Origin of the sequence: Cryobacterium algoritolerans (assembly GCF_004402785.1) — a bacterium.
Taxonomy (GTDB): Bacteria; Actinomycetota; Actinomycetes; order Actinomycetales; family Microbacteriaceae; genus Cryobacterium; species Cryobacterium algoritolerans.
This window is the reverse complement of the sequence record NZ_SOFP01000079.1, coordinates 119,125-137,794: the sequence shown is the minus strand read 5'-3', so window position 1 is coordinate 137,794 and position 18,670 is coordinate 119,125. Positions and strand designations below refer to the sequence as shown.

At 68.5% G+C, this 18,670-nt stretch carries 15 protein-coding genes; 6 read left to right on the top strand and 9 right to left on the bottom strand.

Translation table 11 applies throughout. From position 1 onward, the window contains the following. On the top strand, window positions 1–649 hold a 649-nt coding region (locus E3O19_RS16460; protein ID WP_134569360.1), incomplete at its 5' end, for an alpha/beta fold hydrolase. 181 nt (window positions 650–830) lie between these two features. On the opposite strand, the gene ilvC is transcribed toward E3O19_RS16460, so the two are convergent. The 5 genes from ilvC to E3O19_RS16435 form a co-directional block, all read right to left on the bottom strand. Then, window positions 831–1,859: a ketol-acid reductoisomerase gene (gene ilvC / locus E3O19_RS16455; protein WP_134569359.1), complete on the bottom strand. Its 1,029-nt coding sequence runs from the start codon at window positions 1,857–1,859 to the stop codon at window positions 831–833. 92 nt (window positions 1,860–1,951) lie between these two features. Beyond that, the gene (gene ilvN / locus E3O19_RS16450) at window positions 1,952–2,461 is read right to left on the bottom strand and encodes an acetolactate synthase small subunit (RefSeq protein WP_134569358.1); all 510 of its coding nucleotides are present in this window, start codon (window positions 2,459–2,461) and stop codon (window positions 1,952–1,954) included. Window positions 2,462–2,463: 2 nt separating this feature from the next. Further along, entirely contained in the window at window positions 2,464–4,284 is a 1,821-nt protein-coding gene (locus tag E3O19_RS16445) for an acetolactate synthase large subunit (protein WP_134569357.1), read from the bottom strand. A gap of 37 nt (window positions 4,285–4,321) precedes the next feature. Next, window positions 4,322–6,016 carry a dihydroxy-acid dehydratase gene (gene ilvD, locus E3O19_RS16440; RefSeq protein ID WP_134569356.1) on the bottom strand — a complete coding sequence of 565 codons (1,695 nt, stop codon included), beginning with the start codon at window positions 6,014–6,016 and terminating at the stop codon, window positions 4,322–4,324. Window positions 6,017–6,061: 45 nt separating this feature from the next. Further along, window positions 6,062–8,251: a bifunctional alpha,alpha-trehalose-phosphate synthase (UDP-forming)/trehalose-phosphatase gene (locus E3O19_RS16435; RefSeq protein WP_241981448.1), complete on the bottom strand. Its 2,190-nt coding sequence runs from the start codon at window positions 8,249–8,251 to the stop codon at window positions 6,062–6,064. A 195-nt stretch (window positions 8,252–8,446) separates the two neighbouring features. On the opposite strand from E3O19_RS16435, the gene E3O19_RS16430 reads away from it, so the two are divergent. Next, window positions 8,447–9,304: a sugar phosphate isomerase/epimerase family protein gene (locus tag E3O19_RS16430; protein ID WP_134569354.1), complete on the top strand. Its 858-nt coding sequence runs from the start codon at window positions 8,447–8,449 to the stop codon at window positions 9,302–9,304. Between the two features lie 41 nt (window positions 9,305–9,345). On the opposite strand, the gene E3O19_RS16425 is transcribed toward E3O19_RS16430, so the two are convergent. Genes E3O19_RS16425 through E3O19_RS16415 form a run of 3 tightly spaced genes read right to left on the bottom strand, consistent with a single transcriptional unit; the run spans window position 9,346 to window position 14,853 of the window. Next, a complete protein-coding gene (locus E3O19_RS16425; RefSeq protein WP_241981447.1) occupies window positions 9,346–11,265 on the bottom strand; it encodes a YhgE/Pip family protein in 1,920 nt (639 codons plus the stop codon). Then, the gene (locus tag E3O19_RS16420; RefSeq protein WP_134569353.1) at window positions 11,262–14,198 is read right to left on the bottom strand and encodes an MMPL family transporter; all 2,937 of its coding nucleotides are present in this window, start codon (window positions 14,196–14,198) and stop codon (window positions 11,262–11,264) included. Before E3O19_RS16420 ends, E3O19_RS16425 begins: the two co-directional genes overlap by 4 nt. Window positions 14,199–14,202: 4 nt before the next feature. Further along, entirely contained in the window at window positions 14,203–14,853 is a 651-nt protein-coding gene (locus E3O19_RS16415) for a TetR/AcrR family transcriptional regulator (RefSeq protein WP_134569352.1), read from the bottom strand. 117 nt (window positions 14,854–14,970) lie between these two features. On the opposite strand from E3O19_RS16415, the gene E3O19_RS16410 reads away from it, so the two are divergent. Further along, window positions 14,971–15,159, top strand: coding sequence for a hypothetical protein (locus E3O19_RS16410; protein WP_134569351.1), 189 nt, complete (start codon window positions 14,971–14,973; stop codon window positions 15,157–15,159). 106 nt (window positions 15,160–15,265) lie between these two features. Next, window positions 15,266–15,781: a hypothetical protein gene (locus E3O19_RS16405; protein ID WP_134569350.1), complete on the top strand. Its 516-nt coding sequence runs from the start codon at window positions 15,266–15,268 to the stop codon at window positions 15,779–15,781. A gap of 42 nt (window positions 15,782–15,823) precedes the next feature. On the opposite strand, the gene E3O19_RS16400 is transcribed toward E3O19_RS16405, so the two are convergent. Then, the gene (locus E3O19_RS16400; RefSeq protein ID WP_134569374.1) at window positions 15,824–17,200 is read right to left on the bottom strand and encodes a glucose-6-phosphate dehydrogenase; all 1,377 of its coding nucleotides are present in this window, start codon (window positions 17,198–17,200) and stop codon (window positions 15,824–15,826) included. Between the two features lie 169 nt (window positions 17,201–17,369). On the opposite strand from E3O19_RS16400, the gene E3O19_RS16395 reads away from it, so the two are divergent. Next, complete coding sequence (locus E3O19_RS16395) at window positions 17,370–17,978, top strand: biotin transporter BioY (RefSeq protein ID WP_134569349.1); 609 nt, start codon at window positions 17,370–17,372, stop codon at window positions 17,976–17,978. Then, on the top strand, window positions 17,975–18,655 hold the full coding sequence (locus E3O19_RS16390) for an energy-coupling factor ABC transporter ATP-binding protein (protein WP_134569348.1): 681 nt from the start codon (window positions 17,975–17,977) through the stop codon (window positions 18,653–18,655). The genes E3O19_RS16395 and E3O19_RS16390 overlap by 4 nt, the downstream gene beginning before the upstream one ends. Window positions 18,656–18,670 lie beyond the last annotated feature (15 nt).

Sequence of the window (18,670 nt, the reverse complement as noted above, 5' to 3'; positions counted from 1 at the left end):
CGACGGCTGGCCGTGCGACTCGGCGCGGCACGCCGACGATGCCGCCGACCTGCTCCGTGCGCTCGGGCTCGCCGGGGCCGCCGAGGGCGCCGGCACCCCTGGCCGCCGCGCCGACATCTTCGGTGCCAGCGCCGGCGGTATCGTCGCGGTGCAACTTGCCCTGCGGCACCCCGAGCTTGTGCGCCGGGTTCTCGTGTTCGAGCCGGGCTACCTCCGGCTTTCGGAGTCCGGGCGCGCCCTGGCATCCGGGTTCGCGCAGTCCCTGGACCAGCATCTCTTTTCCCACCCCGACGACTGGGCCGGCGCGATGGCCGCCGGGTTCACCGGCCTGCTCGATGTCCCGGAGGGGCTGGGCTGGTATGCGGAACGCGGCAACGCGCTGGCCGAGAACTTCATCCGTGGCGATATCCCACTCACCGCCGAGACCGTCAACGCGGACGCCCTCGCCGGTTCACGCGTCGACATCCGTTTTGCCTGTGGCAGCGACTCGCCTTCCGCCTTCCGGGACATCGCCGACGAGCTGACCCGGCTGCGGAGACGGCCGGGGTCGGCCGATCCCGAGCGGCCCGACGTCGTCGACGGTGCCGGCCATCTGGTCTATTTCACGCCGGAGCCGGTCGCCTCATACATCCGGCGACGGCTCACCTGAGCGTGCGAAACGCCGGCCGGCCCGACAACACGCCACCAGGGCACCCGCTTCCGCACCCGGCCGCAGCTCGCCCGGGTTCGCGATCCACGGCACGCCCGGGTGCGCCGAACGCGGCGACAGGGCCGGTCGAGAACGGTCTACACCCTGTCGCTGGCACGCACGGCAGGACTGCCAGAGGGTGTTAGCGCGCGGCTTCGCCGTCGACGTAGTCGTCGTCGGTCGAGGCGTTCCAGGCGAACAGCTTGCGCAGCTCACGGCCGGTGGCCTCGATCGGGTGCTCTTCGCCCTTTTTGCGCAGCGCGAGGAACTCGGGTGCTCCGGCGTCCTGGTCCGTGATGAACCGGTCGGCGAACGCGCCGCTCTGGATGTCGGCGAGAACGGCCTTCATGTTCTCCTTGACACTCGGGTCGATCACGCGCGGACCGGAGACGTAGTCGCCGTACTCGGCGGTGTCGGAGACGCTCCAGCGCTGCTTGGCGATCCCACCCTCCCACATCAGGTCGACGATGAGCTTGAGCTCGTGCAACACCTCGAAGTAGGCAACCTGTGGCTGGTAGCCGGCCTCGGTGAGAACCTCGAAGCCGTACTGGATCAGCTGCGACGCGCCGCCGCAGAGCACGGCCTGCTCGCCGAACAGGTCGGTTTCGGTCTCTTCGGTGAAGGTGGTCTTGATGCCGGCGGCGCGGAGCCCGCCGATCGCCTTGGCGTAGCTGAGGGTGAGCGGCCAGGCCGAACCCGAGGCATCCTTCTCGACGGCGACGATGACGGGAACGCCACGGCCTGCCTCGTATTCGCGGCGCACGGTGTGACCGGGTCCCTTGGGGGCGACCATCACCACATCGACGCCCGCCGGGGGCGTGATGTAGCCGAAGCGGATGTTGAAGCCGTGGCCGAAGACGAGGACCTTGCCGTCGGCGAGGTTGGGTTCGATGTCGTCGGTGAACAGGTGACGCTGCACCTGGTCGGGAGCGAGGACCACGATCACGTCGGCCCAGGCGGATGCCTCGGCGGCGGAAAGCACGGTGAAGCCGGCCTCTTCGGCCTTGGCCTTCGACTTCGAACCCTCCTTGAGGCCGATGACGACCTCGACACCCGAGTCGCGGAGATTCTGGGCGTGGGCGTGACCCTGGGAGCCGTAGCCGATGACGGCCACCTTCTTGCCCTGGATGATCGACAGGTCAGCGTCTTTGTCGTAGTAGATCTCAGACAATGTGGGTTTCTCCTTATTTCGTGATTGTCGGTTGTCGTGTCTCAACACGCTCTTCGATCGGGCGGGACCCGGTGGGCGAGCGTGCCGAGGCCCTAGTTCTTGTAGACGCGCTCGGTGATCGATTTCGACCCGCGGCCGATCGCGACCAAGCCCGATTGCGCGATCTCCTTGATCCCGTATGGCTCGAGCACCCGCAGCAGCGCCTGGGTCTTCCCTGAGTCGCCGGTGACCTCGATCACCACCGCATCGATGGCGACGTCGACAACGCGCGCCCTGAACAGGGTGACGGCCTCGAGCACCTGGGACCTGGTGGAGTTGTCGGCGCGCACCTTAACCAGCAGGTGTTCACGCTGCACGGACTGCGCCGGGTCGAGCTCGACGATCTTGATCACGTTGATCAGCTTGTTCAGCTGCTTCGTGACCTGTTCGAGCGGGAGGTCCTCGACGTCGACGAGGATCGTGATCCGGGACAGTCCCTCGATCTCGGTGCGGCCGACGGCGAGGCTCTCGATGTTGAATCCGCGGCGGGCGAACAGGCCGGCGACTCGCGTCAGCAGACCCGGCTTGTCCTCGACGAGGAGACTGAGAACGTGGGAGCTCATGCTTATTCCTCTCCCCAGGTCGGTGCGTGGTCTTTGGCGTATTGCACGGAGCTGTTGCTGCCGCCCTGCGGCACCATCGGCCAGACCATCGCGTCGCGGCTGACGATGAAGTCGATCACGACCGGTCGGTCGTTGGTCGCGAGGGCGAGCTTGATCGCGTCGTCGACCTGGTCGGCGCTGGTGACCCGGATACCCAGGGCGCCGTACGCCTCGGCCAGCTTCAGGAAGTCCGGCACCATCGCCGAGCCGTGCCCGGTGTTCAGATCGGTGAACGAGTGGCGTCCGTCGTAGAACAGGGTCTGCCACTGGCGCACCATGCCGAGTGACGAGTTGTTGATGATCGCCACCTTGATCGGGATGTTGTTGATCGTGCAGGTGGCCAGCTCCTGGTTGGTCATCTGGAAGCATCCGTCGCCGTCGATCGACCAGACGACCCGGTCCGGTTCGGCGACCTTGGCACCCATCGCAGCGGGCACGGAGTACCCCATGGTTCCCGCGCCGCCCGAGTTGAGCCAGGAGTTCGGCCGTTCGTACTTGATGTACTGGGCCGCCCACATCTGGTGCTGGCCGACGCCGGCGGCATAGACGCCCTCCGGTCCGGTCAGCTCGCCGATCCGCTTGATCACGTACTGCGGAGCGAGCAGGCCGTCGGTCGGCTCGGAGTAGCCGAGCGGGAACTCCTCGCGCAGGCCGTTGAGGTAGGTCCACCAGACGCTGATGTCGGGGGTCGTCGTTCGCACGGCGGCCGCGTAGGCGACGGTGAGGTCGGCGATCACCTCTTTGGCGTCCCCGACGATCGGCACGTCCGCCGTGCGGATCTTGGAGATCTCCGCCGGGTCGACGTCGACGTGCACGATCGTCGCGTTCGGCGCGAATTCGCTGATCTTGCCGGTGACCCGGTCATCGAAGCGGGCACCGAGGGCGATGATGAGGTCGGCCTCCTGCAGGGAGAGCACTGCGGGGACCGTGCCGTGCATGCCTGGCATGCCGAGGTGCTGGGCATGGGAGTCCGGGAACGCGCCGCGGGCCATCAGCGTGGTGACGACAGGGGTCCCGGTCAGCTCGGCGAAGGCGAGGAGTTCCTCGGACGCTCGGGCACGAATGACGCCGCCGCCGACGTAGAGCACCGGTTTGCGGGATTCGGCGAGCAGCTGGGCGGCCGCCTGCACCTGCTTTCCGTGGGCCTTGGTGATCGGCCGGTAACCGGGCAGGTCCAGCTTGGGCGGCCAGATGAACGGGGCCGTGTTCTGCTGGGCGTCCTTGGTGATGTCGACGAGCACAGGTCCGGGTCGCCCGGTCGACGCGATCAGGTGCGCGGAGGCGATGGCGGCCGGGATGTCCTCGGGCCGCTTGACCAGGAAGGAGTGCTTGGTGATCGGCATCGTGATTCCGACGATGTCGGCCTCCTGGAAGGCATCCGTGCCCATCAGGGTGGAGAAGACCTGGCCGGTGATGCAGACGATCGGCACAGAGTCCATGTAGGCGTCAGCGATGGCGGTGACCAGGTTCGTGGCCCCCGGTCCACTGGTTGCGATCGCAACCCCGACCCGGCCGCTCGCCGAAGCATAGCCTTCGGCGGCGTGGCCGGCTCCCTGCTCGTGGCGCACCAGGATGTGCCGGATGGCGTCCTGGGTCATCAGCTCGTCGTAAAGCGGGATGACGGCGCCGCCCGGGAGCCCGAAGACGTCGGTGACGCCGAGCATCGCGAGGCTCCGGATGATGGCCCCTGAGCCGGTGAGGATCTCCGGCTCCACGCCGGCGCCGGAGAGACCGGGCGCGGCGGGTGAGGGTGATGGCGATGGCACGGGTGAATCCGCGGTCATGTGATCAAGTCCCTAGTTCGTTGACGAATCGTGAGGGCTAGCCGGTCACGGCGCCGACGGCCGCTGACTGGACGAGCTTCGAGTACTTCGCGAGTACTCCCCGGGTGTAACGCGGTGGGAGTGGAGCCCAGCCGACACGCCGTGCAGCCAGCTCTCCGGGTTCGACTAGTAGGTCGAGCGTGCGAGCTGCGATATCGACCCGGATGAGATCACCATCGCGCACGAAGGCGATTGGACCTGCGTCCACCGCTTCGGGTGCTATGTGGCCGATGCACAGTCCGGTTGTGCCGCCTGAGAATCTGCCGTCCGTTAACAGTAGTACATCGGCGCCGAGCCCTGCGCCCTTGATGGCGGCGGTGATCGAGAGCATTTCGCGCATACCGGGGCCCCCCTTCGGGCCCTCAAAACGGATGACGACCACGTCGCCCTTCGCGATCCCGCCGACGGTGAGTGCGTCCATCGCGGCACGTTCCCGTTCGAACACGCGGGCCGGGCCGACGAAGACGTCGCTGTCGAAGCCGGCGGTCTTGACTACGGCCCCTTCCGGCGCCATCGACCCCTTCAGGATGGTGATGCCGCCGCTGGCGTGGATCGGGTTGTCGAGGGTGCGCAGCACCTCGCCGTCGAGGTCGGGCGGGTCGATCTCCGCGAGATTCTCGGCGACCGTCTTGCCGGTCACGGTGAGCGCGTCCCCGTGGATCAGCCCCGCCTCCAGAAGCGCGCGCATCACGGCGGGAACGCCACCGTGCCGGTCGACGTCGTTCATGACGTACTTGCCGAACGGCTTGAGATCGCCGATATGCGGCACGGTGTCGCCGATGCGGTTGAAGTCATCCAGGCTGAGCTCCACCTCGGCCTCATTCGCGATCGCCAGCAGGTGCAGCACTACGTTCGTCGATCCGCCGAAGGCCATCGCAACCGCAATCGCGTTTTCGAAGGCCTTGCGGGTGAGGATGTCCCTGGCCGTGATGCCGAGGCGCAACAGGTTGACGACGGCCTCACCGGAGCGGTGCGCGTAGTAGTCGCGGCGGCGGTCGGCCGAGGCCGGCGACGCAGAGCCGGGCAGGCTCATGCCCAGAGCCTCCGCGACGCTGGCCATGGTGTTGGCGGTGTACATACCGCCGCAGGCACCCTCGCCGGGAGCGAACGCGCACTCTATTCGCTTCGCGTCGGCCTCGCTCATCCGGCCGGCCTTCACCGCGCCGACCGCCTCGAACGAGTCGATGATGGTGATGTCCTTCTCGGTGCCGTCCGAGAGTTTGACCCAGCCCGGTGCGATCGAACCGGCATAGAGGAACACGCTGGCGAGGTCGAGGCGGGCGGCCGCCATGAGCATCCCCGGCAGGGATTTGTCGCAGCCAGCCAGGAGGACGGAACCGTCGAGTCGCTCTGCCTGCATGACGACCTCGACGGAGTCGGCGATCACCTCGCGGGAGACGAGGGAGAAGTGCATTCCCTCATGGCCCATCGAGATGCCGTCGGAGACGGAGATGGTGCCGAACTGCAGCGGGTAGCCGCCTCCGGAGTGCACGCCCTCCTTTGCCGCCTGGGCAAGGCGGTCAAGGGACAGGTTGCAGGGGGTGATCTCGTTCCAGGAGCTGGCGATCCCGATCTGGGGTTTTTCCCAGTCGGCGTCTCCCATGCCGACGGCGCGGAGCATCCCGCGGGAGGTCATGGCTTCGATTCCGTCGGTGACGTCGCGGCTGCGCGGTTTCAGATCATACTCAGGCATGAACCGAGTCTAGAACGTCGCCGGACCCCGAACGTCGGCCAGGACTCAGGCTCCCGCCTGGGACGTTGTCTCGGCGGCCGCGTCACGGAAATCGGCGATCATTCCCAGCACGAGGGGCACCTCGTCCGGGCCGCGAACCCGGTAGCCGGCGAGGGATGCGCCCGCACCGATCTTCAGGCCGAGGTCGCCCTCCCCCAGCACCGCGAAGGCGTCTTCGTCGGTCAGGTCGTCCCCGGCGTAGAAGACGTGGTCGGCACCGGTGTGCAGACGGAGGCGCTCAAGGGCGTCGCCCTTGGTGCTGGACCGAACCGCGAATTCGATCACGTTCTTGCCCTCGCGCACGGTCAGCCCCGGCAGCAGCACACTGAGCTGTTCGCGGGCCTCCTTCTGCGCCGACTGGGCGGCCAGCGGCGTGGCGAGCCGGGTGTGCAGGGCGAGCCCGGCTGGTTTGCGTTCGATCCAGGTGCCGGCCACTCCGCCGGAGACGCGTTCGAGCACCTGGGCCAGGGTGTCGAGCTGCTCGAGTTCGGCGGCGACGAGGTCCAACTCGATCTCCGGGGTGTCCAGCTGCACTTCTATCCCGTGCGAGCCGGTGAGCAGCACGTCGCTCTGCGGCTGGGAAACGTGCTGGAGGCTGACCAGCGCCCTGCCGGACACGAAGGCAACCCGCACGCCGTCCTGGTCGAGCAGGCGTTGGACGGCGTCGTGGGTGCCGTTGACGGCTCGCGCGTCCTCCGGATTGTCCACGTGCGGGGCCAGGGTTCCGTCGAAGTCGAGGGCGACGAGCAGGGTGCCGGTGCTGGTGACGTCCCGCAGGGCGGTGGCGAGGACGTCGGGGATGCCGGGGCGCACTGCGGCTCCCTCTGTGAGGGTGCGGAGGAAAGAGGTGGACCAGGCGGCCACATCGTTGTCGAAGACCTTGCGGCGGAGGGCCCGCATCCGTCGCAGGCGTTCCTGGCGGGGCATGGCGATGGCTCGGAGGATCGCCGCCTTGAGACCGTCGATGTCGTGCGGGTTGATCAGCACGGCCTGCTTGAGCTCGTCCGCTGCCCCGGCGAACTCGCTGAGCACAAGCACGCCGTCGCGGTCGAACCGCACGGCGACGTACTCCTTGGCGACGAGGTTCATCCCGTCGCGGAGCGCGGTCACGAGCATCACGTCGGCAGCAAGGTAGAGGGCCACCATCTCCTCACGCGGGTAGCCGTGGTGGTGATAGCTGATCGCGGTGTGGCTGATCGTCGAATAGTCGCCGTTGAGGCGACCAACGGCGAGTTCGATCTCGTCCCTGAGGGCAATATATGGCCCGACCCGCTCGCGGGACGGACTCGCGACCTGCACCAGGGTCACGTCCTCCACGCTCACACTGCCATCCTCGAGGAGTTCACCGAAGGCCTTGATCCGGTGCGCGATGCCCTTGGTGTAGTCGAGGCGGTCGACGCCGAGCAGGATCGTCTTCGGATTGCCGAGGTCCTCCCTGATCTGCCGGGCCCGCTCCTGCACCTCGGGTCGCCGGGCCAGTTCCTCGTAAGACCTGGCGTCAATGGAGATGGGGAAGTGCTTGGCGACGACGCGGCGATGCACCCCACTGTGACCGGGGACGTCGATGGCGACCCCGCGGGTCGGGTAGCCGTAGAGGCGGCGCACCGCCCGGGTGAAGTTGCCGGCGTCGGCCGCCCGCTGGAAGCCGATCAGGTCTGCGCCGAGGAGGCCGTCGAGGATCTGTTTGCGCCAGGGCAGCTGGGCATAGATCCCGTAGGGCGGAAACGGGATGTGGTTGAAGAAACCGATCACGAGGTCTGGGCGGGCCTCGCGCAGCATCCGCGGCACGAGTTGCAACTGATAGTCGTGTACCCAGACGGTCGCGCCGGTCGACGCGGCGGCAGCGGCCTCCTCGGCGAACCGCCGGTTGACCCGCACGTAGGCCTCCCACCACTCCCGGTGGAAACTGGGCGGGGCGATGACGTCGTGGTACAGCGGCCAGATCGTGTCGTTGGAGAACCCCTCGTAGTAGTCCTCCAGTTCCGCGCCGCTCAGGCGCACCGGAACGATGGAGATCCCGTCGTTGACGAATGGGGCGAAGGACCGGTCGGCCACGCCCGGCCAGCCCACCCAGGCCCCGTCGGAGGAGCGCATCAGGGGCTGGAGGGCGGTGACCAGGCCGCCGGGCGAGGTGCGCCAGCTTTCCGTGCCGTCTTCGGTAACCTCGAAATCAACCGGTAGACGGTTCGACACCACCACCAGGGAGTAGGTGGCCTTCGGATCGGTGGATTGCGGGGACTCGGCTGCTGGCGAGATGGTCTCTTCCGTTCCGGCGCGCGCCTCGCGCGATCACCTTGCTGGTTCTCCAAGGTTATCAGCCGGTCCACAAACCCGGCCGGGACAATGGGAGTGAACCACAACGGTTCAGGAACGGTGACTATGCTGGCGCCAATGATCCGCATCGGCATGAGCACGACGTGCGCCTATCCACTCCCCACCGAGCAGTCCTTCAGGCTCGCGAAGCTGGCCGGGTACGACGGGATCGAGATCATGGTGACCCGTGACGAGGTCACCCAGGATGCCGCGGCCTTGCGGGCGCTCTCCGAGAAGTACCGCATGCCGATCCTGTCGATCCACGCGCCCGTCCTGTTGCTCACACACTTCGTCTGGGGCCGGGACCCCAGGGTGAAGCTTGAACGTTCGGCCGAACTGGCCAGGGCGGTGGGGGCATCCACGGTCGTGGTGCATCCGCCGTTCCGCTGGCAGGCCGAATACGCCCTGGACTTCCTCGCGATTGTGCGGGAGATCAGCGCCCAGACCCGGATCGAGATCGCCGTCGAGAACATGTTTCCGTGGAAGTTCGGCGGCCGCAGCGTGAAAGCGTACTCACCCGGCTGGGACCCGACCCTGATGGACTGCGATGCGGTCACCCTGGACTTCTCGCATTGCGCGCTGAGCGGGCACGACAGCCTGGCCATGGCCTCCACGCTCGGCGCCCGGCTCCGCCACGTTCACCTCTGCGATGGTTCCGGGTCCATGGACGAGGGCAAGGTCTTCGACGAGCACCTGTTGCCCGGCCGGGGCAGCGAACCTGTCGCCGAGGTCCTCGGGATGCTCGCGCAGGGGCGCTGGGACGGCCGGATCGTGGCCGAGGTGAACACCCGCAAGTGCAGGACCGAGGAGGAACGGCTGGCCCTGCTCGTGGAGACCCTCGCGTTCGCCCGGCTGCACACCAGGCAAGCCCGCCCCCGGCGCTTTCCGCGGTCGCGTCGCGCGCTGGAGGCGCTGCTGCCGGGACGCCACCACTAGACCGGCCGGGCTCCACCCGGGCAGGCTCAACCTGGCCAGGTTCAACCGCGGGCCAGGATTGCTCCGAACGAGCGCGCCCCGCGCCGCCGGGCGACGGTCCAGAGCGAGAGGAGCACAGCGAACAGCGCGAACAGGGCCAGGACGGCGGCCGGGGCCGCCGCATTCCCGCCCTCGCCGGCGGTGATGGCCTGCATTCCGCGGACCGCCCAGGTCAGCGGCAGGAACGGGCTCAGCAGCTGGAAGGGTTTCGCCACCAGTTCGATCGGGTACAGGCCGCCGACCGAGGTCAGTTGCAGCGCGAGCAGCACCAGCGAGAAGACTATCCCGACGCGGCCGAAGGCGGTGACGAGGAAGTGATGCACGGCGACGAACACGAACGCGAGGAACACCGCGAAGGCGAGGGTGGAGGGCAGCAACAGCCAGGACACACCGAGCGAATTGTGCAGCAGGGCCACGACCACGACGGCCTGGGCCGCCGCAACGAGGAGGGCCCGGCCGATGCCGCGCCTGACCAGGCGGCCGGTCCCGGCGGTGGACGCCAGGGCCGTCGCGGAGAGCGGGCTCAGCACCAGGAAGATCGCCAGCGCACCGATCCACAGCCCGACCGGCACGAAGATCATGCCGATGATCGGCCCGATCGAATCGACCGGGTTGTCGCGGGTGCTGACGATGGCGACCGGTTCGGACACGACGTCGGCGGTTTGTTTCGGGTCGGTCCGGCTCAGCTTGGAGGCACTGGCCGCGCCATCCCCCAGTCCCGCCGCGAGCTTACCGGCGCCGGCCTCGAGCTGGTGGGCGCCGGATGCCGCGGCAGCGGTTCCCCCGGCGAGCCCGTCGACTCCGTCGGAGAGCCCGGAGATCCCGGTCGCGAGGTCGTTCGCTCCGGTGCGAAGCGCTGCCGACCCGGCGGCCAGTCGGGACGCCCCGGCGGCGCTCTGGCCGATTCCGCCCTGCACACCGCTGATCGCGGCCGTCGTCTGGCCGCTGAGCGCGGTTCCCTGCCCGGCCAGGGTGTCGAGAACGGCCTGGTAATCGGCCAGGGACTGGGCGTACGGCGCATTCGCCGGATTGGCTAGCAGCGCGGCGGTGAGCGAGCCGAAGCCGGCCGCGGCACTGCTGACTCCCCCGGTGTATTGCGCCCAGCCATCGCTGAGCCGGCTGAGCCCGACCGCGCCGGTGCCCAGTCCGGCCAGGCCGGAGCTCAAGGCGTCCAGGCCCCCCGTGTAGCCCGCGATTCCGGAGGAGAGCGATGCGGCGCCCGCTGAGGCGGAGGCCGCGCCGGAGGCCGCAGAGGCCGTGCCGGAAGCCAGGCCGTCCAGGCCGGTGGCGACGCCGGTCACCCCGGAGGCGACCTGGGCCGCACCGGCGGACGCCTGGGTCAGGGACTTGCCCAACCCGGACAGGTTCGAGTAGAGGGCGCTGAGGTATTGCGCGGTGATCTCGCGTCCGAAGACGCCCGTCATCGCGATGCCCACCGACTGCGCGACCGAACCGGCCAGGTAGGAGTGGGCGTCGTCGGTGCGGATGCCGAGGTCGGCGCGGGTCGGAGTCGACCCGCCGAGCGAGGTGACCGAGGCGGAGAAGTCGGACGGGATGGTGAGCACGGCATAGGCCCGGCCTGCGGCGAGCGCGGCGGCGGCATCCGCCGAATTGGAGATCGCCCACGCGAAGCCGGTGGATGGGGTACCGCCCCGTGCCGGTCTGGTCAGTTCGGTGACGAGCTGGCGTCCGGCGAGCACCTTCTGTTCCGAGCCGTCCGGCAGGGTGGTCGTGACGAACGTGTCGTTGTTGACGACGAACGCCGGCAGAGTGTCCACCCGCTGGTTGGCGCTTGCGAGGGCGCCGGCGAAGAGGCCGGCGACGAGGAGCGGCACCACGATCAGGCCGGCCAGCAGCGCTCCGAAGGCCCACCGTCGCTGCCCGGGCGTGCGGCTGAACAGTCTCTCAAGCCTCATGCTCATCGCTGGAGGGCCTTTCTGTCGAGGGTGGCGTGGTTGTCGGTAGCGCCGTTGTCGGTGGCGTCGAGGGTAATCTCCTGAACGGCCCTCGAGCCGTACGCGTCGGGAATCCGGGAGGCGACGTAACCAGAACCTGTTGCTGAGCCGATGATGAGCGTGGTCGCGGCCGGCGCCAGTGACGCCAGGATGGCGGCCAGATCCCTGCCTGCCGGGTCAACGGGGAGCCCGTCACCGAGATCGACGACGACGATGCGGGGGCGTTCGGCGAGCGCCGCCGCCACCAGCACAACGGCCCGGTCGAGGGCGGAAAGCGCCGCCATGGGCATGCCCGCCGTGATCGGACGCGCGCCGGGCGACTGCGCGAGGGCGGTCTCCAATCGCTCCAGCCAGGCAGTGAGCTCCGCGCGGCGCCTGGTGGTGCGGTGCCACGGGTGGGCGAGATCCAGTCGTTCGGCCAGCACCTCACCGACGGTGAGCCCGGTGTCGTGCCGGTCGCCCACCTCGGCGAGGGCGACCGTGCGCATGACCGTGCTCCGCTCACTCGGAAGCGGCGCTCCGTACACCTGGAGCCGTCCCGAGACCAGGTCGAGGCGCCCGGCGAGCGTCGCGGCCAGTACTCGCCGGCGGGTCGCGCTGGCGGTGACGAGCACGATGGAGCCCGCGGCGACCGAGAAGTCAAGCGGCCCGAGCCGGCTCTCCGGAACGCCGAGCACGGCCCCCTCTGCGGTGATCGCGGCATCCTGGGCAGTGGCCCAGATGCTGTCGTCGAGGTGCCGGCGCAGGCCGACGCCCTCGATATCGACGTCGGGCAGGAGCCGGTCGAGCCCACGCGGCAGCCACCACGCCCACTTGCCGGCGAGCGCCATCGCCGCCGGTACCAGGGTCATCCGCACGAGGAAGGCGTCGAGGAACACGCCGACGGCCAGGGCGAAGGCGATGCCTTTGATCGCCCCGGTTCCGTCCGGCACGAAGGCGAAGAAGACGAAGAACATGATCAGGGCCGCCGCAGTGACGACCCGCGCGGCGTGCGAGAACCCGTGGACGATGGCGTCATGGGGGCGGCCGCTGGCGACGAATTCCTCACGCATCCCGGAGACGAGGAAGACCTCGTAGTCCATGGCGAGGCCGAACAGCACGGCCATCAGGAGGATCGGCAGGAAGCTCAGGATCGGCCCTGGCTGGGCGACGCCAAGCAGGTCGGCGAACCAGCCCCACTGGAAGATCGCGACGGTGGCGCCGATCGACGCGAACACGGACAGCAGGAAGCCGAGGGCGGCCTTGACCGGCACGAAGATGGAGCGGAAGACCATGGTGAGCAGGAGGATGGACAGCCCAACGACGATCAGCGCGAACGGGATCAGGGCGTTGCCGAGCCGATTGGAGATGTCGATCGAGACGGCCGTCGCGCCGGTCACCGCGATGGGGGTGCCCAGCGACGCGTCGATCTCGGGTGCGAGGGCCCGGATCGACTGCACGAGGACCTTGGTCGCCGGGGCATTCGGGGCGCTGCCCGGCATCACCTGGATGATGGCGGTGTCGACCGTCGGGTTCGGCGTGCCCTTGCTGACGAAGGCGACGTCTGGCAGCGCTCGCAGCCGCGCGCCGATGGTGTCGAGGTCGGCGAAGATATTCGTCGTCTGGGTGATGTCGACGACCACGATCAGCGGGCCGTTGTAGCCGGGCCCGAACCCGTTTTTGATCAGGGTGTAGGCCTTGTGCTGGGTGGACGCGGCCGGTTCGGAGGCGCCGTCGGGCAGGTTGAGATCGAGGCTGAGGGCCGGAATAGCCAGCGTGCCGAGGATCCCGACGACGACGAGCACAACGAGCGCGGGCGCCTTGAGCACGACGCCCACCCAGAGCCGGCCGAGGGTGGGGCGACCGGTGTCCGGCATCATCGCGCGGCGGTGGGCCCGGCCGCCGGGTTTCGGGGCGAGCCGCGCCCCGGCCAGGCCGAGGATCGCCGGCAACAGGGTTATCGCGACCCCGATGGACACCAAGACCGCGAATGCCGCGGCAACGCCCATCACGCTGAGGAACGGGATCCCCACCACGAGCAGCCCGAGCAGGGCGATGATGACGGTCAGGCCGGCGAACACGACGGCACTACCTGCCGTGGCCACGGCGGTGGCGGCTGACTCGTGTGGGTCCGTGCCGCGCGCCAACTGGGTGCGGTGCCTCGACAGGATGAACAGCGAGTAGTCGATGCCGACGGCGAGGCCGAGCATCAGGGCGAGCATGGGAGCGGTGCTGGAGACGGGCACGAACGCGGAGATCGCCGTGATGCCGCCGATGGCCACGCCGACGCCGACCAGGGCCATCAGCAGCGGCATCCCGGCGGAGACGAGTGAGCCGAACGTGACGAGCAGCACCACTCCGGCGAAGAGCAGACCGAAGACCTCGGTGATGGTGATGCCGAACGTATTGTCCTGGAACACTTGTCCGCCGAACGCCACCTGGAGGCCCGCGTGCCGGCCGATCGACGCGGTCGCGGTCAGCCCGTCGAGGGTTGCCTGCGTGACCTTGGTCGACGGTCCGCTGAGCTGGGCCTGGCTGAACGCTGTCGTCTCATCCTTCGAGATCGCGCCGGAGGCGTACTCCGAGAACGGTGTGATCACCGCGTCGACGCCGGGCACATCGCCGATTGAAGTGGCCATCTCCTCGATGGCGGTCCGGTAGGCGGGCGCGCTGATGGATGCCCCGTCCGGCGCACGGTAGACGACCTGCACCTGGGCGCCCGCCGCAGCCGGGAACACCTCAGCAAGCTTGTCGATGGTGTCCTGCGATTCGGTGCCGGGGATCGCGTATGACTCCTGGCTGTGGCCGCCCAGGGCGAAGCCGCCGCCGAGGATCCCGGCCAGGAGAAGAACCCAGATGCCGAGCACGAGCCAGGCGCGGCGGTAGGCGAAATGTCCGATGCGGTACAGCAGGGTGGCCATGGTGCTACTTCCGGGACTGGGAGGTGTGGACGGCGACGGGGGCGAGGAGCTCGGCGATCACGACGGCGAGGGCCTGTCGGATCTCGTCCGCGGGGGCGATGTCCTTGTTGAGGAAGGTCATCCCCGCAACAAGGGTGTAGGCGGCGCCGCCGAGGGCGATTCCAAAGCGGATGCGGTCTTCCGTGCTGGCGCCATCGTGGCAGAGGGTGTCGGAGAGGCGCACGATCAGCACGCCCGCCCGGTCGATGACCGGGATGCCGCGAAGGGACTGGGCCTGGTTGATGAAGGTGTGCAGCTCCAGCCGGAACTCGAGCAGGAAGTCGATGAAGTCGTCGACGAACCGCCGCCGTGACGCGGCACCGTCAGGGGCAGAGACGAACCGGTCCAGGATGACCTCCAGCCGGTCGATCGCGGGGGTGAGGACCTCCCCCAGCAGTGCCTCCTTTGAGGCGAAATGGTAGAGGACGCTCGATTTCGAATAGCCGGCGGCGTCGGCGATCTGCTGCAGGGACGTGCCGGCGAAGCCGATCGACGCGAACTGGGCCAGCGCGGTGGCCCGCAATTCGTCGCCGGTGCTGAGCCGGGTGACCGGATGCGGCGGGGTCTCGACGGGAGACGGGACGACGGGGTGAGTCGGGGGAGATTCTGGATGCACCCCATCACCCTAGTTAACCGATCGGTCAGGTTCTGCACGATCGGTCAGAAACACTGGCAACTCGCAGGGAACACGAGGCAGCCCAGCCCGGTAGCGTAGGAGGCAGGAGGCCCTCACATGCGAAAGTTCATCTTCAGTAGCGCCATGATCGGCGTCGTCGCCGGCGGGTGGAACATCCTGCACGCCACCAGGAGCGGTCCACGAGACTGGCGCCTCATCCTGATGTGGCTGGGCTGGGCACTCAGCGCTGCCGTCGCCGTCGGCACGGTCATGAAAGACGCCGAAGAGCGGCAAATAGAGAGCTGACTTGCGGTTTCCTGCGGCGTGTCGTCCAGTCGAGCCCGCGTCCGGGCCGCACACTGGTAGCAACACCAGCGTGCCAATTGAACATGCCGATTGAAAGGGGGCCCCGATGTTTGGTCGCCGACGTCGCGTCGCACCGGTCATTGCCGCACCCGTTCTTGTCCCAGAACTCAGCGACGAACAGGTTTTCGGCCTCCTGCACAACCAACTGTCGCAGCTGGTGGGAGCCCAGGGCAAGTGGACGCTCGTCCCCCGCAGCGACAGCGACACGGACGTGATCTTCCACGGACTCAAGGCCCATCAGATCGCCGCCTCGCTCGCCGCAGTCCTGCGCTCTGAGACCTCGTTACTGCGCGGCGAGGTCGTCGCCGAGCCCACCGCGCTGCCATGGACCCCCGCACCGATCTCCGTCTGGACTGAACCGGTGCACGCTGAACCGGTGCACGCTGAACCGGTGCACACTGAACCCGAGCGAGCAACCGTGAAAGCACCGGTGAGCCTGCCGACCTTCTCCGCAGCCCAGCCCGCAGCCCAGCCCGCAGCCCAGCCCGCAGCCCAGCCCGCAGCCCAGCCCGCAGCCCAGCCGACCCCGCAGTCGGCGGACCGCGCTCGCCTCGTCGCTTAGCTTCTCCTCCCAGCGGAACTTCTCTCCGCAGCGCCTCTTCAGTCAGCCGAGCTTCTTCCATTCCGCCGGGCCGTCAGTCCCTGCCGGGTAGTCCTCCAGAGGAACCTTCCCGGCGTGCCAGGCCGCCAGCACGGGCGCGACGATGCGCCAGCATTGCACCGCGGTGTCCGCCCGGACCGACAGGGCAGGATCTGCGTCGAGCACCCCCTCGAGCACCTCACCGTAGGCCAGTAGCTGGCCGGGTCCGAAGGATGCCCCCAGGCGCACCCGATCGAGGGTGTGGGGATCTCCCGGCCCGTTCAGGTTGAGGTCGATGGCCATCTCGTCCGGCCCGAGGAAGATCCGCAACACGGTCGGTCCCGGCAGCCCGCTCAGCCCGATCGGCAGGTGAGGTACTGGTTTGAACGTGATGGCGATCTCCCGGCGGCGTTCGGCGAGCGCCTTGCCGGAGCGGAGGGTGAACGGCACTCCCGCCCACCGCCAGTTGTCGATTTCGAATGTCACCTCGGCCAGGGTCTCGGTGTCGTTGGCCGCCCGAACGCCCTCCTCGTCGAGGTAGGCCGGAAGGTGCTTCCCGTCGACCGTTCCCGCGGTGTAGCGTGCGCGCCTGCTGGATCGGGTGGGGCTGCCGCCCCGCAGCCGGGTCGCACGGAGCACGATGCCCTTCGCGTCGCGGAGGTCTGCCGCCCCCAGGGACGACGGCGGTTCCATGGCAAGTACGGCGAGAACCTGCAGGAGATGGCTCTGGATCATGTCGACCATGGCCCCGGCCCGGTCGTAGTAGCCCGCACGGCCCTCGAGGCCGAGCTGTTCGTCGTAGATGACGTCGACGCGTTCGATGTGGATGTTGCTCCAGAGCGGTTCGAAGATCCGGTTCGCGAACCGCAGTCCCACAAGGTTGAGCACTGTGGAGCGTCCGAGGAAGTGGTCGACCCGGTGGATCTGGTCCTCCGGAACGAGCCTGGCCAAGCGGGCATTCAAGGCGGTGGCTCCCTGTTCGTCCACGCCGAACGGCTTCTCCAGGGCCAGCTGAGTGCCGTCGGGGAGGGCGACGTCGGCGAGGGCGTCACAGACCCCGGCGGCGATGGCGGGCGGCAGGGCGAAATAGATCGCGGGTACGCCGGAGCACAGGGCGATCAGGCGCTCCAGCTCCGCCGGGTTGGCCAGGTCGCTGGTGTGGTACTCCGTCGTCTCGAGGATGTGCTCCACCGCGGCACCGGACCCCTCACCGAGCGCGAACGACGCGGTCAGCCTCGCCAGCCACTCGGCCGAGTTGAATTCCTCTCGGCCGGCCCCGATCAGGTGAACCCGTCGATCGGGGTGGGCGGTGAGGAGCTGGCCGAGGGCCGGCAGAAGCAGCCGACCGGCAAGGTCTCCGCCGGCGCCGAGGATCAGGAGCGTGGAAATAGGCGTGGTCATCAGCCCAACGTAGCTGGCAGGATGACTTCCTGGCGCGCATTGTTCGGGGCAGTGTTGAGCGACGCGGACCACGGCCGCACCCGCGCCCAGCCCCGAGACCAGAGATCCGGCCGATTCTTTGTAGGTCTTCTCCAGCGGCGGGGTGGCGCTGAATCCTAGATTGAAGATCATGACTGCCCGTATCCTCACCGTGCGCGACCTCGCCCAGATCGCCATCTTTGCCGCCCTCATCGCCGCCCTCGGGCTCCCCGGCGCCCTGACGATCGGAGCCGTCGCGGTGCCGATCACGTTCCAGACCCTGGGCGTGATGCTCGCCGGAGCGATCCTCGGGGCGCGCAAGGGCTTCTTCGCCGTGCTCCTGTTCCTCGTTCTCACCGCGGCCGGCCTTCCGCTGCTCTCTGGCGGCCGAGGAGGGCTCGTCTGGTTCACGACCTCGCCGTCGGCCGGCTACATCTACGGCTGGCTCGCCGGGGTGGCGGTCATCGGCTACCTCACCGCGGTGCTGCTCCCGAAGTACCCGTTCTGGCCGGCCCTGGGCGCGACGGTCCTCGGCGGGATCATCGTGATCTACCTGTTCGGCGTGCCGGTCACGGCGATGAACCTGGGCCTGCCGCTCTGGGCCGCGCTCGTCGACAGCGTCAAGTTCCTGCCGGGCGACCTGGCCAAGGCCGTCGTGACCGTGCTGGTCGCCCGCCAGGTGCACAAGGCCTACCCCGGCCTGATTCCGGGCGCCCTCCGCCGCAAGCCGTCGATCGTGGAGGGGCGCGCTGGTCGATGACCCGGATCACGTTCGACGGGGTATCCCATTCCTATGGGGATCGAAACGTGCTGCGGGACATCCGGCTCGACCTGAGCGAGCACCGGATCGGGGTGGTCGGGGCCAACGGCTCCGGCAAGTCCACCCTTGTGCGCATGATCAACGGGCTGATCACCCCCACCAGGGGCACGGTGACCGTGGACGGCCTCAATGTGGCCCGGAACGCCAGGGAGGTGCGCCGACAGGTCGGTTTCATCTTCACCAACCCTGACAACCAGATCGTCATGCCGACGGTGCAGGAGGACGTGGCCTTCACCCTGCGTCGACGGGGGCTGAGCCGCGAGCAGGTGGCCGAGCGAACGGCGGCCGCCCTCGACCGGTTCGGGCTGAGCGCCCACGCCGATCATCCGGCCCACCGGCTCTCCGGCGGCCAGAAGCAGCTGCTGGCTCTGGCTGCCGTGCTCGTGGCCGAGCCGAAAATCGTCGTGGCGGACGAGCCGACAACGCTCCTCGACGCCCGGAACGCGAGGCGCATCACCGATCTCCTGCGGGAGATGAGCCAGCAGGTCATCGTTGTGACGCACCAGCTCGATCTGCTGGCCGGGTTCGACCGGGTCGTCGTGATCGAAGAGGGCGAGGTTGCCTTCGACGGCGCCCCGGATTCGGCCCTCGATGCCTACCGGGAGCTGCTCGCGTGAAGGGGCCAAAAGAGA

Coding starts and splice junctions, on each gene's coding strand:
- ilvN (WP_134569358.1), bottom strand. CDS start 2,461: ATGAGCTCCCACGTTCTCAGTCTCCTCGTCGAGGACAAGCCGGGTCTG.
- E3O19_RS16445 (WP_134569357.1), bottom strand. CDS start 4,284: ATGACCGCGGATTCACCCGTGCCATCGCCATCACCCTCACCCGCCGCG.
- ilvD (WP_134569356.1), bottom strand. CDS start 6,016: ATGCCTGAGTATGATCTGAAACCGCGCAGCCGCGACGTCACCGACGGA.
- E3O19_RS16430 (WP_134569354.1), top strand. CDS start 8,447: ATGATCCGCATCGGCATGAGCACGACGTGCGCCTATCCACTCCCCACC.
- E3O19_RS16425 (WP_241981447.1), bottom strand. CDS start 11,265: ATGAGCATGAGGCTTGAGAGACTGTTCAGCCGCACGCCCGGGCAGCGA.
- E3O19_RS16420 (WP_134569353.1), bottom strand. CDS start 14,198: ATGGCCACCCTGCTGTACCGCATCGGACATTTCGCCTACCGCCGCGCC.
- E3O19_RS16410 (WP_134569351.1), top strand. CDS start 14,971: ATGCGAAAGTTCATCTTCAGTAGCGCCATGATCGGCGTCGTCGCCGGC.
- E3O19_RS16405 (WP_134569350.1), top strand. CDS start 15,266: ATGTTTGGTCGCCGACGTCGCGTCGCACCGGTCATTGCCGCACCCGTT.
- E3O19_RS16400 (WP_134569374.1), bottom strand. CDS start 17,200: ATGACCACGCCTATTTCCACGCTCCTGATCCTCGGCGCCGGCGGAGAC.
- E3O19_RS16395 (WP_134569349.1), top strand. CDS start 17,370: ATGACTGCCCGTATCCTCACCGTGCGCGACCTCGCCCAGATCGCCATC.
- E3O19_RS16390 (WP_134569348.1), top strand. CDS start 17,975: ATGACCCGGATCACGTTCGACGGGGTATCCCATTCCTATGGGGATCGA.